15 protein-coding genes are annotated in these 14,942 nt (G+C 53.9%); 10 read left to right on the top strand and 5 right to left on the bottom strand.

Features of this window, described 5'->3' with window-relative positions:
- Positions 1–93 precede the first annotated feature (93 nt).
- The 4 genes from AABA21_RS01985 to AABA21_RS01970 all read left to right on the top strand — a co-directional run bounded on the left by AABA21_RS01985 (position 94) and on the right by AABA21_RS01970 (position 3,339).
- Positions 94–735: a TetR/AcrR family transcriptional regulator gene (locus AABA21_RS01985; protein WP_338247278.1), complete on the top strand. Its 642-nt coding sequence runs from the start codon at positions 94–96 to the stop codon at positions 733–735.
- 362 nt (positions 736–1,097) lie between these two features.
- Positions 1,098–1,712, top strand: a complete 615-nt coding sequence (locus AABA21_RS01980; RefSeq protein ID WP_338247277.1) for a DUF6114 domain-containing protein — start codon at positions 1,098–1,100, stop codon at positions 1,710–1,712.
- 54 nt (positions 1,713–1,766) lie between these two features.
- Positions 1,767–2,378 (top strand): DUF6230 family protein, encoded by a 612-nt coding sequence (locus AABA21_RS01975; protein ID WP_338247276.1) that lies wholly within the window; start codon positions 1,767–1,769, stop codon positions 2,376–2,378.
- Positions 2,379–2,544: 166 nt separating this feature from the next.
- Positions 2,545–3,339 (top strand): hypothetical protein, encoded by a 795-nt coding sequence (locus tag AABA21_RS01970; RefSeq protein ID WP_338247275.1) that lies wholly within the window; start codon positions 2,545–2,547, stop codon positions 3,337–3,339.
- 81 nt (positions 3,340–3,420) lie between these two features.
- Here AABA21_RS01970 and ilvA read toward each other — a convergent pair whose 3' ends face one another.
- Together ilvA and AABA21_RS01960 are read right to left on the bottom strand one after the other, a co-directional pair.
- The gene (gene ilvA, locus AABA21_RS01965) at positions 3,421–4,713 is read right to left on the bottom strand and encodes a threonine ammonia-lyase (RefSeq protein ID WP_338247274.1); all 1,293 of its coding nucleotides are present in this window, start codon (positions 4,711–4,713) and stop codon (positions 3,421–3,423) included.
- Positions 4,714–4,950: 237 nt separating this feature from the next.
- Positions 4,951–5,205: an SHOCT domain-containing protein gene (locus tag AABA21_RS01960; protein ID WP_338247273.1), complete on the bottom strand. Its 255-nt coding sequence runs from the start codon at positions 5,203–5,205 to the stop codon at positions 4,951–4,953.
- Between the two features lie 193 nt (positions 5,206–5,398).
- Here AABA21_RS01960 and AABA21_RS01955 point away from each other — a divergent pair, with 193 nt between their 5' ends.
- Positions 5,399–6,205: an acyl-[acyl-carrier-protein] thioesterase gene (locus AABA21_RS01955; protein WP_338247272.1), complete on the top strand. Its 807-nt coding sequence runs from the start codon at positions 5,399–5,401 to the stop codon at positions 6,203–6,205.
- 76 nt (positions 6,206–6,281) lie between these two features.
- Here AABA21_RS01955 and AABA21_RS01950 read toward each other — a convergent pair whose 3' ends face one another.
- Positions 6,282–6,860 (bottom strand): HdeD family acid-resistance protein, encoded by a 579-nt coding sequence (locus AABA21_RS01950; protein ID WP_338247271.1) that lies wholly within the window; start codon positions 6,858–6,860, stop codon positions 6,282–6,284.
- 223 nt (positions 6,861–7,083) lie between these two features.
- Here AABA21_RS01950 and AABA21_RS01945 point away from each other — a divergent pair, with 223 nt between their 5' ends.
- The 5 genes from AABA21_RS01945 (at position 7,084) to AABA21_RS01925 (ending at position 12,324) form a co-directional block, all read left to right on the top strand.
- Positions 7,084–8,778 (top strand): acetate--CoA ligase, encoded by a 1,695-nt coding sequence (locus tag AABA21_RS01945; protein WP_338247270.1) that lies wholly within the window; start codon positions 7,084–7,086, stop codon positions 8,776–8,778.
- A 246-nt stretch (positions 8,779–9,024) separates the two neighbouring features.
- Positions 9,025–10,110 (top strand): S1C family serine protease, encoded by a 1,086-nt coding sequence (locus tag AABA21_RS01940; RefSeq protein ID WP_338247269.1) that lies wholly within the window; start codon positions 9,025–9,027, stop codon positions 10,108–10,110.
- A gap of 270 nt (positions 10,111–10,380) precedes the next feature.
- A complete protein-coding gene (locus AABA21_RS01935; protein ID WP_338247268.1) occupies positions 10,381–10,893 on the top strand; it encodes a thiamine pyrophosphate-binding protein in 513 nt (170 codons plus the stop codon).
- 2 nt (positions 10,894–10,895) lie between these two features.
- Positions 10,896–11,471 (top strand): thiamine pyrophosphate-dependent enzyme, encoded by a 576-nt coding sequence (locus AABA21_RS01930; RefSeq protein ID WP_338247267.1) that lies wholly within the window; start codon positions 10,896–10,898, stop codon positions 11,469–11,471.
- Between the two features lie 64 nt (positions 11,472–11,535).
- On the top strand, positions 11,536–12,324 hold the full coding sequence (locus AABA21_RS01925; RefSeq protein ID WP_338247266.1) for a cyclase family protein: 789 nt from the start codon (positions 11,536–11,538) through the stop codon (positions 12,322–12,324).
- A gap of 16 nt (positions 12,325–12,340) precedes the next feature.
- On the opposite strand, the gene AABA21_RS01920 is transcribed toward AABA21_RS01925, so the two are convergent.
- Together AABA21_RS01920 and AABA21_RS01915 are read right to left on the bottom strand one after the other, a co-directional pair.
- Positions 12,341–13,534 (bottom strand): alpha/beta hydrolase family protein, encoded by a 1,194-nt coding sequence (locus AABA21_RS01920; protein WP_338247264.1) that lies wholly within the window; start codon positions 13,532–13,534, stop codon positions 12,341–12,343.
- Between the two features lie 160 nt (positions 13,535–13,694).
- On the bottom strand, positions 13,695–14,741 hold the full coding sequence (locus AABA21_RS01915) for a quinone-dependent dihydroorotate dehydrogenase (RefSeq protein WP_338247262.1): 1,047 nt from the start codon (positions 14,739–14,741) through the stop codon (positions 13,695–13,697).
- Between the last annotated feature and the right edge of the window lie 201 nt (positions 14,742–14,942).

Here is a 14,942-nt window from a genome sequence, read left to right as displayed (position 1 = left end):
ACTACCTTCCAGGAGTGTAACATAAATTTGAACAAAATTCAAATTTGAATAGTATTCAATTACTAATTTTGTACTTTGTGATTGTGATGTGTTATGCTAGACAAAACCATTCAAAAACGTTTATGCAGCCAGGATAGAGGGCCCATGCATCATAACACAAAATCCCCCAGATCCCCTAAATTGGATCGACGCGCTGAACTTTTGAAGGTCTCACGAGAGATTATGGCCGAGAAAGGGTACGAGGCCACGACCGTTTCCGCTATTGTTGCGCGGGCCGGTGTGGCTCAAGGAACATTTTACTGGTATTTTCCTTCCAAAGCCTCGATTGTAAAGGCCCTGACAGTAGAGATGCAAGATGAAGTCCAGGCGGCACTGACCGCTGCATTCATGGTCTCTGAATCTCTGGATCGTAAAATAGAGCGGAGCATCAGGGATATCTTCGCTATCCTGAGCAGCTATCACGATGTGCTGGTTCTATCTCGTCTCATCGATTCGGCCTCGGGAAACGAGTTCGTTTTCGCTCCCTACCACCGCCTGATTGCCGAACTGCTGCACCATGAGCAGGAGCGTGGAACTATTACTGGCTCTATTGATCCTGATATCGCGGCAGAGTTGATTGTGGGAACAGTTTACTATGCGAACCTGCAATGCTACGTCTATCATTCAACGCTGCCGGTAGAAAAATATATCGCGGGAACCTCGCAATTTGTGCGCCAGGCGCTGGGTTTGATTTAAGACCACCCCATTAAATCAAATACTATATGAGTAGGCTGTTTCTGTGCCCTATCTGCCATTGCCTGCCATGAATTTTCTTCCCACCCCTACCATTTCTACTATTTTTTTCTTTTTGCCTTGACAAGTGCAGTGGCATAATTTATTTTTTGTATATAAGTTCATTGATTGAGAGTCAGTCAGTTTCATGTCATTGATGAATGTCTATCTCCTATTTTTATCTGGACGTGCTCTTAACCGGCGCATTACGCAATATATTTTGGCTCACGCTCTGCGATGCTTACTGGCAAACGGGTTGTGAGAAAGATGTAGTTTGCGGGTAAAGAGAAAAGAGGACTCAGTGCCGAGCAAAGGAGGCTCAGACGATGGCCAATCAAGATGATCCAACTATCGTAGATGTTCAGAGCAGGGATGCCAGGGCTGGGAAGTTGGCTAACACTTCTGTATCTAAAGCGCGTATTCAGGAGACGATGCAGGAACGCCTGGCGGCGGCACGTACATGGGCACAGCCACGGCTTCAGATGTTCAGGGGCCCGAAGAGGAATGCAGGCCAGAAGGATGATTGGCACCAGTGGTCACAATTTCGCCTCTGGCGCAAGACGCGCCCATTCACTGGAGGGATTCTGGTTGTGCTGGCGGGTGTGCTGGTACTCTGGGGTCCTGTGGCTCTGTTGCCATTTGCCCTCTTGCCGGGCAGCAATATCTGGGCTGGCATACTGGTTGGGGGCCTGCTGGTAACTATGGGCATCATCCAGTTGCTGGTCCCCTCCAACGCGCTGCTTGCCGGCGCCATCGCGGTCGTCCTCTCGCTGGTATCTCTGCTGGTGGCTGCTGGTGGCTTTGGCATTGGCATGCTCCTGGGTATCATCGGGGGAGCAATGGGTATTGCCTGGCAGCCCGTTACACGCGTCCAGACGCGTCCTCGTTCCCTGTACAAATTTCCATCATCCATCAAAATTCCCTTCCTGCGATCACGTTAACGCGTTCTTGATCTAACATTATCTTTATTTTTTGAAAGCGGGTGTAAAAAGATCATGCAACAGGAACCTTTCATTGGCGAAAGCCTGGGTAAGCCGAATCTTTCTAACGTAGAGCAGCAGCTATTTGAGCAGCAACCGGTTATTGGTAGGGTCAACCGTTCAATCTTCTGGTCGGTCATGCTGGTTGCCCTGTTAGTGCTCGGCGGCATTACGACGCTTATTAGCAAGGGAGCCATCGCCATGGCCGCGGCGGTGCCTGTGCCCGTCACCGTAACGGCATCTTCAATCAAGACGACGAGGTTCCGCCTCTATCCAGGTATATCCCAGGCCGATAACACGTCACCCGTTGCCGTGAACCAGCTCGACGGCACGCTCGCCAACCTGGTGATTACCAAGATCGTGCCTCTGCCCGTTATCGGCAACGTCACGGTGACCCTGAAGGCGGGACAGAACACCCCGGTCTCCACGACTGGTCTAACGACCGATCTGGCCGGTCTCTCTTCCGATTCAGCCACCTTTGGTGGTCAGGCCGTGAGCAGCAACGCCAACGGCAATGCCTTTGAGATTGATGCCCAGTCCGCTACATTGAACAATATCACTATCAATGCGCCCTACATGATTGCCAACAGTATGACCTTGCCGGGATTGTCGCTCTCGGTCAAGTAGCAGAAATACCTTATCCTGTGCCGGGGAACTGTTATCTGTATCGACAGTTTCCCCGGTACCTCGAACTGAACGCGTGCTCTCATCAAATGAGCGACACTTGCCAGTGGGATTGCTTTCTTCATCAGGAGGGGGATCCCGCTTCGAGAATAGAAGGAGAGTAGATGACGTGTACCCTGTGCGACACCGCGTGATACGCCTGTGTATCCCTATTCTTATATTTTGTCTGTTTGTTGGGAGCCTGCTGCTGACCATCAATCCGGTGGCCGTCTACGCGCATCCCACTGAGATGCAAGATACATTGAGCGCTTTCGCGCATGCTGGCATCGCCGTGCGCACAAACGCGCATAATACAGCGCAAGGATTCGCGGCGTCCGGTGACTATACATTGGAGGCGACGCAGATTATAGGTACGAACGCGCACCTGAACTTATTATCTGATCCTTTATTTCCGACCCTTACCTTTAGCTCGGCCACCATGGAAGGATTTAGTCTGAGCCATCCCTTCTACAGCACGGCGCTCCTGCTCTCAGCGACCGGGACGGTAGAGACGACCGGGGTAGCGATCAAGACGGGTCTGTTCAGGGATATAGGCACCGGTCTCAAGAGCTTTGCCAATAAGGCTGATCTGCTCATCCTGGCTGCGGGCGGTACTGTTCCACGACTGGTGATGAGAAACGTGACCCTGACGGTGGATCACTCGCTTAACACCGATACCTTTGCGGCCAGCGGCTTTCACCTGGTGATTACCACTGACCTGCCGCACCTTACCGCCGTGCCGCCGACCGATACGCCAATGCCAACTGATACACCAACCGCGACCGCAAGCGCGACCCCGACGGGTACGGCGACGTCTACGCCAGTGGCGACTCCCGGGCCCCAACCAGGTCCAACACCAACCGAGACACCGACACCGCCAAAGAAGAAGTGTCGCTGTCTGTTACTGATCTGCTGGTGCAGCTAGCGATAAGAAGAGCCACTTCATCATGGTGAGGAGGCTCTTCTTTGCTTCCTGTAGAGGCATAGAAATGGATGCGGTGATTGATCAATGGAGGGCGCGAGCCTCTTCAACGACGTAGCCCGCGGCATGCAGGCTCTTCAGTAGCTCTTCACATTGGGTCCGGTTGCGCGTTTCGACCGTAATCATCGCTTCATGCTGCATAAATGGCATCTGGCTGGAGACGCGCTGATAATGGACATCGATGATATTGACGCGCATGCCAGCAACGATATTGATTACGTGAGCCAGTTCACCGGGCCGATCGGCCAGGCTAACGTGGATGGCAAAATAGCGACTGGCATTGACCAGGGCATGTTCGGTAAAGCGACCCAGCAGATTGATATCCAGGTTGCCACCGGTGAGGGGGACCAGCACATGCTTATCCTTCAAGGCAATGCTGCCATTGAGCAGGGCGGCCACCCCGGTCGCGCCCGCACCTTCAACCAGGATTTTATGCTGTTCCATCAGCAGCAAGGCCGCATTGATGATCTGTTCGTCGTCGACTACCACCACGTCATCCACCAGGTGTTGAATAATGGGAAAAGTGATCTTGCCGGGTTGCTTGATGGCGATGCCGTCCGCGATCGTCGCGATCGCGGGTAGCGTCTGCAATGTTCCCGCGTTTAATGAGGCCCGCATACTGGCGGCCCCCGCTGCCTCGACGCCGATAATCGTAATTGAAGGTTTCAGAGCCCGCGCCGCCAGCGCGATGCCCGAGATCAGGCCGCCGCCGCCGATTGGTACCACGATCACATCGGCCTCCGGCACCTCGGCCAGCATTTCCAGCCCGAGCGTGCCCTGGCCCGTGACGATATCAATATCGTCGAAGGCCGGAACATAGGTTGCTCCTGACTCCTGCTGTAGCTTCAATGCATGCTGGACAGCATCATCGTAGGTGGCGCCAGAAAGAATGACCTGCGCCCCGAGTCTCTGCGTGGCCGTCACCTTGGTCAGCGGAGCATTCTCCGGCACCACGATGGTACAGGGGATATGCAGTTGCGCGGCCGCAATGGCCACCCCCTGAGCATGGTTGCCGGCGGAGGCCGTAATCACGCCTGCCTTGCGCTGCTCAGCCGTAAGACGGGAAAGTTTATAGGTCGCGCCGCGCACCTTGAAGGAGCCACCGCGCTGCATCTGCTCAAATTTAAGATAGATGCGTGCCTGCGTCGCCTCGCTTAACGTACGCGAGTGTACCAGCGGTGTATGCTCAATAAACGGTTTTAAATATTGTTGCGCCTGCCAGATATCCGCGATCGTCACAGGTGCCTGATAGGAGGAAGATTGAGCGGGTTCAGCGGGCAGAACCTCAGGAGAAACACCCTTTTTAAGGGAAGCCATCGTCTGTACCAGTCCTTTCTGGAAGTCGTGATAACATTATCACTTTAAGGTTAGATGGGCAAGAGAATGCAGCCACTCTGTTTATTTTAACAGAAAGCGTCTGAAAGCTGTAGGTTTCGCGCCTGCGGCGCTCACAAAGTTTTTCTCAGGGAATGCAAACATGGAGCGCTGGCGCTCCATGTTTGCATTCCCTGAGAAAAAAGAAGAGGTGACTGCCTGAGAGATCCAAACATGTGGTTATTCGAGGAGGCGCCGTTTTTCGCGTTCGAATTCTTGATCGTTGAGCACGCCAGAGGCGTGTAGCTCGCCGAGCTTTTGTAAATTGGATAGGCGCTCAGAGGCGGATCTGGCGCCTTTATCTGCCTCTGATGGCTCTTTCGCGCGTTTTGATGGTGATGGCTTTTTCTCTACAGGGGTGGCCTTGCCTGGAAATTTGGGCGGGTAGGTTGGCTGCATATAGGTTGGCGGTGCCGGGCGCTTTCTTCTGGTCATCGCTACGCTCCTTATCAGGTCTGATTGCTGGTTATGAGCTATGCGGTTTTATCAGTAGTATAGGGGGATTTGCTCTCCCGGTGCATCATCCGAAGGGTGGAATTGACTGCTGATAAAGCTGAATCCTGGCTATTCCTATGTGGCGCAAGCCAGAGCCTGTGGCTTATAATCAAGGAAAGCCAGTGAAGGAGATATGATGAGACGACAATTCTGCCATACATATACAGCCCGCTACGATGAAGGGGATTGTTATGGCCACCTTACCCCGACCGCATTTTTACGGTATATGCAGGATATCGCATCCCTGGATGCCGAAGATATACAACTGCCAGGAGATGGCTACTGGATTATTAAGCGTACGGTGATCGATTTCGCCGCCCCCGTCCAGATGCATACGCGTCTGGAGATGCAGACCTATGGTATGGGTTTTTCACGCATTACCGCGCAGCGTGGCTACGAGGCGCGTATCGCCGGTGCTCCTCAGGATCAGCCTGTGATCAGCGCGCACTCGCTCTGGGTCTATGTCGATAAGCGTGGTAGGCCAACGCGCCTGCCAGAGGGGACGGCCGCCATCTGGTTGCCTGACGGACCTGTTGCTCCCAGCCCTGAAGCTCCCTTCGCGCCCGTGCCACAGGGCGCTCCAGAGACCGCCACCTATCGCGTCCGCTTCTCGGATACCGATCTGATGAAACATATGAACAATGCCGCCTATGTCGAGATCCTGGATAACGCGGCCTGGGAACTCTACACCCGCGCGGGCATCACTCCTGAGACGGCCGTTTTGACGGCCAGCCAGTATGATATTGAATACCTGGAGAGTGCACTCCTGGGAGAGAATCTGGAGATTAGAACCTGGTTCGACGACTTCCCATCAGCGGACAGATCCTTTACGCGCTATCAACAGGTCTGGCGCGGCGATACCCTGCTCGCGCGCGCCCGCTCGAACTGGCTCTATAGCCTTGCCGATAGCTTGACACACAGTGAGGCCGAGGGACATTAGTCTCCCCGGCCGGAGCGTGGATTGTTCACCCAATTCGCGATGTCGTACCGCCTTCGTGTTAAAACGTTGCTTACGTTCAGGAGTGAGGTGTCTGAGGATATGGCGGCTGCGTCTGAATCTGCAGTGGCCGCATCCTGAAAGCCATTACCGCCAGCAAGATTCCCCCGATGATGCCACAGATGCCCAGCAAGAATGGGAGTGCGGACACCACCATCGGGAAGACGATAAAGAGGATCGCGGCCAGGGCGATACTGAGCACCCCGACGCTGACGGCCTCCGATCCGGCTCCCCGTATCCCGCTGATCAACTGTGTTAAGCCGTGGATCAGGCAGAGAATGGCCAGGTAGAGGATCAGGATGGATGGGATAAGGGCAGCCCCATAGAGAGGCCTCATCACAACCAGGATGCCCCCGATAATGCCGGCGACTCCGGAAACAGCCTTCCATCCCTTTGAAGGGCTCTCATGGGTAAACGCATCTACCAGCGCCAGAACGCCCATGACCAGCAGATAGAAACCAACCGCGGTAGCAATAAGAATGATAGCTTTAAACGGTGAGATGATGAGGTACAAACCCAGTATGAAGGCCGCAATCCCTTCAAGTAGCACAATCCACCAGGCTTGCCGACGCTGAACAATGTTGAACGCATCAATCATGGCAGTTGCCTCCTTGTTTCTAGTAAGCCTTTGTACTGCGAGTATAGGGCACGCGAATGTGCTTGTCTTCATCCAAAAGATGGAGACTTCAGATATGTGCAGGTTGATCATGAAATGGTCCAGGATATAAGTTTGCGGCATCTTCATGGTATGCTAGTAGAGGCAATTGTAAACGCTGTTGTTTGTATTGTTTGGTATCGTTGCCCAAGGAGGTTGTAGAAACATGGCTACATCTGAGTCTGGTTCTCAGTCTAAAGGTCCACATATGCTTGACTATGAAGTTGAGCGACTGCGTTTTCAGATCGATGTTCCTGAACATTTTAACTTTGCCGTTGATGTGATTGGGAAGTGGGCGCGGGACCCTGATAAGCTGGCGATGCTGTGGGTGGGTTCCAATGGCGAGGAGAAGCGGCTGACCTTTGAGTATTTCGCGACGCGCTCCAGCCAGGCCGCGCAACTTTTTACACAGCAAGGGATTCAAAAAGGCGATCGTATACTGGTGATGCTGCCACGGCTGACCGAGTGGTGGGAATGTATCCTGGGCCTGATGAAGATCGGCGCCATCGCTATTCCTTGCACCACCTTGCTAACACCCGGTGATATCCAGTATCGTGCCAACATCGCTGAGGTGCAGGGAATCATTACCGATAGCGAAGGCATGGTCAAAGTGGACCAGGTGCGCGCTGACTGCCCCTCGCTCAAGCACCTGGTGCTGGCCAACGATCAGAATCAGGCGATTGCAAATGCTGAATGGATCGATTATCGTAGCGCGTTAAAGGATGTCAATTCCGACTATGTGGCGCCAGAGATCAGGAGCGATGATCCATGCCTGATCTACTTTACCTCGGGTACTGTTGGCTATCCCAAAATGGTTCTGCACACCCATGCCAGTTATCCTCTTGGACACACTATCACCGGCAAATACTGGCTGGACCTGCACGAAGATGACCTGCATTGGAATGTCAGCGAGCTTGGTTGGGCGAAAGCCGCCTGGAGCAATCTCTTTGGTCCCTGGGTGATGGGCGCTGCCATGTTTATCCAGGATGCGCGTGGCAAGTTCAGCGCCAATGAGACGCTGGACATGCTGCATACCTATCCCATTACCACCCTTTGCGCGCCCCCGACTGTCTATCGTATGCTGGTATTGGATGAGCCGCTGGCCTATCTCAAGACGCACAAGCCGAAGGCCCTGCGTCACTGCGTTGGCGCCGGCGAGCCATTGAATCCCGAGGTGATTCGTATGTGGGAGCAGCATACCGGTCTGACGATTCGCGACGGATATGGACAGACCGAAACGGTGCTGCTATGCGCCAATTTCCCTTCGCTGCAGGTCAGGCCCGGCTCTATGGGCAAGCCATCTCCCGGCTTTGATGTCAGTGTCATCGACCACGAGGGAAATGAATTGCCACCGATGCAGGAGGGGGATATCGCGGTACGCATCAGGCCCGAGCGGCCAAAATGGATGTTCAAGGAGTACTGGCGCAATCCCGAGGCGACCGCTGCCAGCATTCGCGGGGACTGGTATATCACGGGCGACCGTGCTTACAAAGATGAAGATGGCTATCTGTGGTTTGTCGGTCGTGCAGACGACGTCATTATCTCCGCCGGTTACCGTATTGGACCCTTCGAGGTTGAGAGCGCTCTGAAAGAGCATCCCGCTGTGGCCGAGTCAGCTGTCATCGCCAGTCCCGACGCCATGCGCGGCGAGATCGTCAAGGCGTATGTGATCCTGGCTCCCGGCTACCAGCCATCCCCGGCGTTGGCTACTGAATTGCAGGAGCATGTCAAGCGTGTGACCGCGCCATATAAGTATCCGCGCGAGATCGAATTTGTGGATTCGCTCCCCAAAACCATTTCGGGCAAGATCCGTAGAATCGCGTTAAGAGAGATGGAACGTCAGAAAAAAACCGGCGCATAGAGCGTGTATATTACAGATCGACGTTTGATCATGCCATATGGAGGGAAATTATTGCACGGTATTTCCCTCCTCATTCTCTTTAGTCGTGCCCAATTTGGAACAAAGTAGTTTCTTACATTCATTTTACATTTGTGTAGAACTTATTTGATTATTCTGGTCTATCTTATAAATAAAGAAACTACTAAAGAATGTGTACCGAAAAGTAATGGTAAATCGTGCTAGAGAGAAAAATAGAAGGTAAGAGCTATGTTTAGGGACGAAGAAAATGAATATGCTCCAACTCATAGGCCATACGTACCTCGACCTGAGACCGAGCCCGTTCCTGCCGTAATAGATCATACTGCTCCCCAATATGGGCAGCAGCCACAGAGACCAGCCTCGCCCCAATATGGGCAGCAGGGAGGAGGATGGCAGCAGGGTCCTTATTATGGGCAGCAGCAAGGATGGCAGCAAGGTGTTCAATATGGACAGCAGGGAGGTGGCACGCCACAGGGTCCGGCGCCGCAGCCTCCTCGACCACGGCCTGCTCCTAAAAAATCCTCAGGTATGCGTACCGGTTCGATATTCTTGTTAACTGTTGTGCTAATGGCTATCTTCGGGATTGGACTGTTTGCTGGCTGGCAGTATGCCGGCGGTAGAGCGGCTACACCGACCACTACCCGTTCGACGACGAGTTCGGGTTCATCGAACGTGACGGTGAGCTCAACCTTGCCTCAAACGCAGCAAGAAACCGCGATCGAGAAGATCAAGCCATCGGTCGTTGAACTGGACGTCACCACCAACCAGGGACAGCAACTGGGTTCGGGCGTTATCATTGATAAAAATGGCGATATCATTACCAACAACCACGTTGTCGATGGCGCCCAGACGATCAAAGTGGTCCTGTACGATGGCCGTTCGATGACGGCTCAACTGGTTGGTACCGCCGCCCAGGATGACCTGGCCGTGGTGCATGTACAGCCCTTTGCGAAGATGGTCGTTGCCACCATTGGCGACTCAACGAAACTGACCGTGGGACAGAATGTCCTGGCCGTTGGTAATCCACTGGGTATCACTGAGACCGTTACCAGTGGTATCGTTAGCGCCCTCAATCGCAGCGTAACCGAATCAACCAACGTCACCATCAATAACGCCATTCAGACCGATGCCGCCATTAATCCGGGCAATAGCGGTGGCGCTCTGATCAATGAGCAGGGTGAGCTGATCGGCATTCCAACATTGACTGCTATCAATACCGAGTCGAATACGCCGGCCAATGGCGTTGGTTTCGCCATCCCATCCAGCCTGGTGAAGACCGCCCTATCACAGATTATTCAGCAGCCAGCCCAATAATGGCAATATGGGCTGCAGAAGTGAAAAAAATATAGTATAATACCAGTAAACTATATGAGCGAGCAGTTCAATGATGAACTGCTCGCTCATATGGCGTTTGCTATAGCTAACCTCTATTTACAGTTAGATTGAGCAGGGACTGCATATTTTCCCTTACGGGGGTATATTATTTGCCTCAAACCTTTATGTTATACTGATTTCAAACTGTTAAAGTGCTTTTGTTATCTGTTCCTCTCTTATGCTTCACTTTTGTATAGATAGGAGGCCAGTTTGCCTGTTTCTGTCTCCAATTCCAGGCTGATCTATAATGCGCTCAAAGCCTGTGATGTGAAAATTATTTCGGCGTTGCCGGAGACGTGGCTGGTACACCTTATCCGCATGGCCGATGACGATCCAGATATGCAACTGATACGCATCGCCAAAGAAGAGGAGGCCATCGGTATCTCCGCCGGTGCCCATCTGGCCGGGGTGAATAGCGCGCTGTTGATGCAGAATCATGGCTTCCTGGCGGCCATCAATCCGATCGTCTCTCTGGCCCTTTTGTACAAAATCCCCCTCGTCATGTTGATAAGTTACAGAGGGCACATGGGGGAAAAGGATGCCTGGCAGACGCAGGGTGGTCTGGTGACCGAGCCTATATTGCGCGCCTTGAATATCCCTATCTGGCACCTGAATAGCGCGGCTGACATCGATCGCCGCATCAAGGACGCGCAGACGCTGGCTCATGCCGCGCTACATCCGGTCGCTATCTTGTTGTCACGAGAATTGATGTGGGAGGACTGAACATGCTGCGAGCGGATGCCTTGAAGGCTATTTATCCCGATATTCAGGACCATATCGTTGTCACCATTATGGGGGCTGTGGCGGCCGAACTGTATAGTCTGGGGCATCGCCACAACTTTTTCTATCTGCAGCACGCCATGGGATTGGCATCCTCGATGGGGCTAGGAATTGCTCTTGCCATGCCCCGGCACAAGGTGATCGTGATGGATGGTGATGGTTCGCTGCTCATGAATCTGGGCTCCCTCAGTACGATGGCGCGCTACAGGCCTGGCAATCTGCTGCATATCGTCTTCGACAATGAAAGTTTGCTCTCGGTTGGCGGTTTTCCCACGGCGACCGCGACCGGCACGGATCTGGCTGGTATCGCCCGCGCTTCTGGCATACCGATGGTTAAGGAGGCCGATACTCCGGAGAGCCTGAGAGACGCCGTTCAGCAGGCACTATCGAATGGCGTGATGACCACCGTGATCTCGAAGGTCGAGGCTACGGGCCCTAAATCGTTTCAGATGGATTTGCCGCTGCTGGAAAATCGTTTTCAGTTCAAGCGTAAGCTGGCGGAGATGACCCTCTCTCGCTAAGTAATACCGGACCAATTTTGCTAGCATCAGTTAGCGTAGAGCATTTCTAAAGAAGGAGTAATCCATGAGCACTGCCTCAAAGAGCATCCTGGCACAGTTTCTGGAAGGGCTACAGACCGGTCAGCTCAAGGTAATCGATCTGACCTCATTGCTGGAACCCGAAACGCCGGTGATCGATCTGCCACCGATGTTCGCGCCCTCTCCTGGCCTGAGCCTGACAGAGATATCGCGTTATGATGAGCGCGGTCCGGCCTGGTACTGGAATGTGCTCAACCTGGGGGAGCATACAGGTACGCACTTTGATGCACCGATCCACTGGATTACGGGTAAGGACCTGCGCGATAACTCGACCGATACCATCCCGGCCCGCAAATTTGTTGGTCCGGCCTGCGTGATTAATGTGACTGCTGAAGTGGCCCGCGATCCAGATTTCTTGCTCTCGAAAGAGGATGTGTTGCGTTGGGAGGGCCAGCATGGTCGGATTCCCGCTGGAGCCTGGGTGTTATTGCACACCGGTTGGAGCCAACGCCAGGGGCGCGAGGCTTTCTTGAATATACAGGATGATGGGGCCCATTCACCCAGCCTGCAGCAGGAGTGTATCCAATTCTTAATTACTGAGCGCGATATCCTGGGACTGGGAGTTGAGACAGTTGGCACTGACGCTGGACAAGCCGGTGGCTTTAATCCACCATTTCCTATGCATACTTCTCTGCATGGCTCTGGCCGCTTCGGACTGACCAGTCTTACCAACCTGGATCAACTCCCACCCACAGGCGCGATCGTGATCGCCGCCCCGCTCAAAATTCTCAAAGGCTCGGGCAGCCCCTTGCGTGTGATCGCGATCACCGAATAAGCTGTAACGCCAATCTTCACGGGGTCGAAAACTGGACCTCGGGATAGGCGCTGCTCGGTCCATGGAGTAGCGCTGATGGTGTGCTATTCAGATAGGTATCGAAGAAGGCGCGCACATAGGTGCGTGTGATCTGGATGCCATGCTGGCCGTCGATGGAGCCAAGCACCCCAAAGGGGCGCAGCAGCGAGAAATAGGCGCCGTAGTCTGAGAAGTTGAAGTGCTCGGTATTTTTGACGCTGAGGCTATAGCCCGCGCCCTTTGGGACTGTGCGCAGGAGCGTGTGAACCTCGTTCTGGAATGCGCGGCAGTCGGCGTCGGAGCAGGAGCCTTGATCGTGCTGTATAACCATGAATGGCTGGGTGACTCCCGACTGCACTACATTGCCGAACAGGTCGCCATCAATGTCTATGCCGGCCTTGCAGCGCGCATCCAGATGGCAGACCTGCGCGGCCGTGGCGCCCCCAAAGGAGTGCCCGAACAGGCCCAGCCGCGTGAGGTCGAGGTGCTGGTTGAACATATCTCCCGGCTGCGCATTCAATTTATCAATCTGGTTTATGGTAAAGATCTCATCCTGCGCCCACACTTGAATGATCCGATCGGCTGCCTGCAGGCCCGCGCTGTCCTCAATTTTTCCAGCGGTGGTGGACTCCGCCACGCGACCGTCTGGGAAGACCACTACATCGGAGCTGTAGGTTGGGTTGATGGCGAAGATGATGTAACCATGACTGGCCAGGTCCTCAAGCAGAGTAGTGTACTGGGTGGGGATCTTACCCATGCCGGGCTCGAAGATGAGCACAGGATAGCGAGCCATGCTGTTGGAGAGCGGTGCGTGATCGACGCTGTGAGTCTGGATAGAATCATCACTCTGGACGATCTGGTTATCGTTGGCCTGTCCCCATTTCGCCGGTAGATAGGGTGCGGTCTGCGCGCCCGGCACACGGGTGGCTGGATACCAACTCCAGACGACCAGTTCTCTTTTCTGGCTCGTGTGAGGCGCGAACGGATCAATGCGTGACTGATCGGTCCAATCATACTCCATGCGCCCGACTGCAAACGGACCGCTCGGTGTGGGCAGCGCCACCGTTCGATGGCGCTGAATCTCGATAAACGCAATCCCAGAGGCTATGATAATCATCAGAATGAGCAGTAGCGACAACATAATCTTGATTAGCCGCTTCAATCCCGGCCGCAAAGGTAAACGTGAAAGCATGTAGAACTCCTCTTTATACTACGTCCAACGTACTAGTACGTTGGACGTAGTATAAAGAAAATCTTAAATGCCCGTCAAGCGGCTTGAGTGCTGTATAAATGGGCCCGGGGATGCATGGGCATGCACACGGGTACGCCGTGAATATGGGGTGGGTGCGCCCTTAAGAGCGCGCAAGCTGGCGATTGATACGTTTGATGATGTCGGGGCCTTCATAGATAAAGCTGGTGTATATCTGGATCAGGCTGGCTCCCGCATCCAGCGTTCTTTTCGCATCGTCGGGTCCAAAGATGCCACCAACGCCTATGATGGGGACCTTATGCTGCAACTGCTGGTTAAGGTAGCGAATCACTTCCAGGGAGCGCTGGTGGAGGGGGCGGCCGCTGAGTCCACCACTTTCGGATGAGCTATGACTCAGACCTGTGCGGGCCAGGGTGGTATTGGTGGCGATGATGCCGCGTACGTGACGATTGAGGCAGACCTCGATGACATCGTCTAGCTGGCTCTCTGTCAGGTCGGGCGCGATCTTGACCAGCACCGCTTTGGCCGGGCTGCCCGCTTTTTGCGCTATGGCCTCCGATTCCTGTACAATCGCCTGCAGGAGTCGATCTAGCGGCTCCTTATCCTGCAGCTGGCGCAGGCCGGGGGTGTTGGGAGAGCTGACATTGACGGTAAAGAAATCCGAGAACTCATAGAGCTTACGCAGCGAATAGAGGTAATCCTCAATGGCCTCCTCTTGCGGGGTAATCTTGGATTTGCCGATACTCCATCCGATCGGTATCCCTGGCTTGGGCAACCGGGATAGGTGGGCGTGGATGGCATCGGCTCCATCGTTGGGGAAGCCCATGCGGTTGATGAGGGCGCTATCCTCCGAGATCCGGAAGATGCGCGGGCGGGCATTGCCGGGCTGGGCATAGCGTGTGACGGTTCCAGCTTCAATAAAACCAAAGCCGAGCGCGGCCAGGGCCGGGAGTGCGATCCCATTTTTGTCAAAGCCGCCGGCCAGTCCGACTGGATTAGGGAAATGGACGCCAAAGACATCGCGCTCCAGGGCCGGCGATTTATAGGCGTTGGTGGCCTCAATAATTTTGAGGATGGTCTGACTGTGAGAAAGCATGGCCATGCGCTCCATCAACCAGTGATGGGCGATTTCTGGATCATTGGCGGAGGCGCGAAACATGACCGGACGAATGAGGGTTTTAAATAGCATTGGTTCTCTATCTTTCAAGCTGGCTACGCAGTAAATCAACGTTTCCAGTATAATAGGAAATCGGTATTTTGAAAATAGACCCATCGTCCCTACGTCAGCCCTGGGGCGAGACATTCCCAACCTCTGTGTTTTGCTGTCTGGCGAGACCAGCGCGGTCGCGCTGGTCTCGCCAGACAGCAAGCATTCTTTAGCGAATATTTT

This window comes from Dictyobacter halimunensis, assembly GCF_036245075.1.
The sequence above is the reverse complement of the archived record's forward strand: the minus strand, read 5'-3'. Positions and strand labels throughout refer to the sequence as shown.

Coding starts and splice junctions, on each gene's coding strand:
- AABA21_RS01955 (WP_338247272.1), top strand. CDS start 5,399: ATGATGAGACGACAATTCTGCCATACATATACAGCCCGCTACGATGAA.
- AABA21_RS01980 (WP_338247277.1), top strand. CDS start 1,098: ATGGCCAATCAAGATGATCCAACTATCGTAGATGTTCAGAGCAGGGAT.
- AABA21_RS01985 (WP_338247278.1), top strand. CDS start 94: ATGCTAGACAAAACCATTCAAAAACGTTTATGCAGCCAGGATAGAGGG.
- AABA21_RS01950 (WP_338247271.1), bottom strand. CDS start 6,860: ATGATTGATGCGTTCAACATTGTTCAGCGTCGGCAAGCCTGGTGGATT.
- AABA21_RS01920 (WP_338247264.1), bottom strand. CDS start 13,534: ATGCTTTCACGTTTACCTTTGCGGCCGGGATTGAAGCGGCTAATCAAG.
- ilvA (WP_338247274.1), bottom strand. CDS start 4,713: ATGGCTTCCCTTAAAAAGGGTGTTTCTCCTGAGGTTCTGCCCGCTGAA.
- AABA21_RS01930 (WP_338247267.1), top strand. CDS start 10,896: ATGCTGCGAGCGGATGCCTTGAAGGCTATTTATCCCGATATTCAGGAC.
- AABA21_RS01960 (WP_338247273.1), bottom strand. CDS start 5,205: ATGACCAGAAGAAAGCGCCCGGCACCGCCAACCTATATGCAGCCAACC.
- AABA21_RS01925 (WP_338247266.1), top strand. CDS start 11,536: ATGAGCACTGCCTCAAAGAGCATCCTGGCACAGTTTCTGGAAGGGCTA.
- AABA21_RS01945 (WP_338247270.1), top strand. CDS start 7,084: ATGGCTACATCTGAGTCTGGTTCTCAGTCTAAAGGTCCACATATGCTT.
- AABA21_RS01915 (WP_338247262.1), bottom strand. CDS start 14,741: ATGCTATTTAAAACCCTCATTCGTCCGGTCATGTTTCGCGCCTCCGCC.
- AABA21_RS01940 (WP_338247269.1), top strand. CDS start 9,025: ATGTTTAGGGACGAAGAAAATGAATATGCTCCAACTCATAGGCCATAC.
- AABA21_RS01975 (WP_338247276.1), top strand. CDS start 1,767: ATGCAACAGGAACCTTTCATTGGCGAAAGCCTGGGTAAGCCGAATCTT.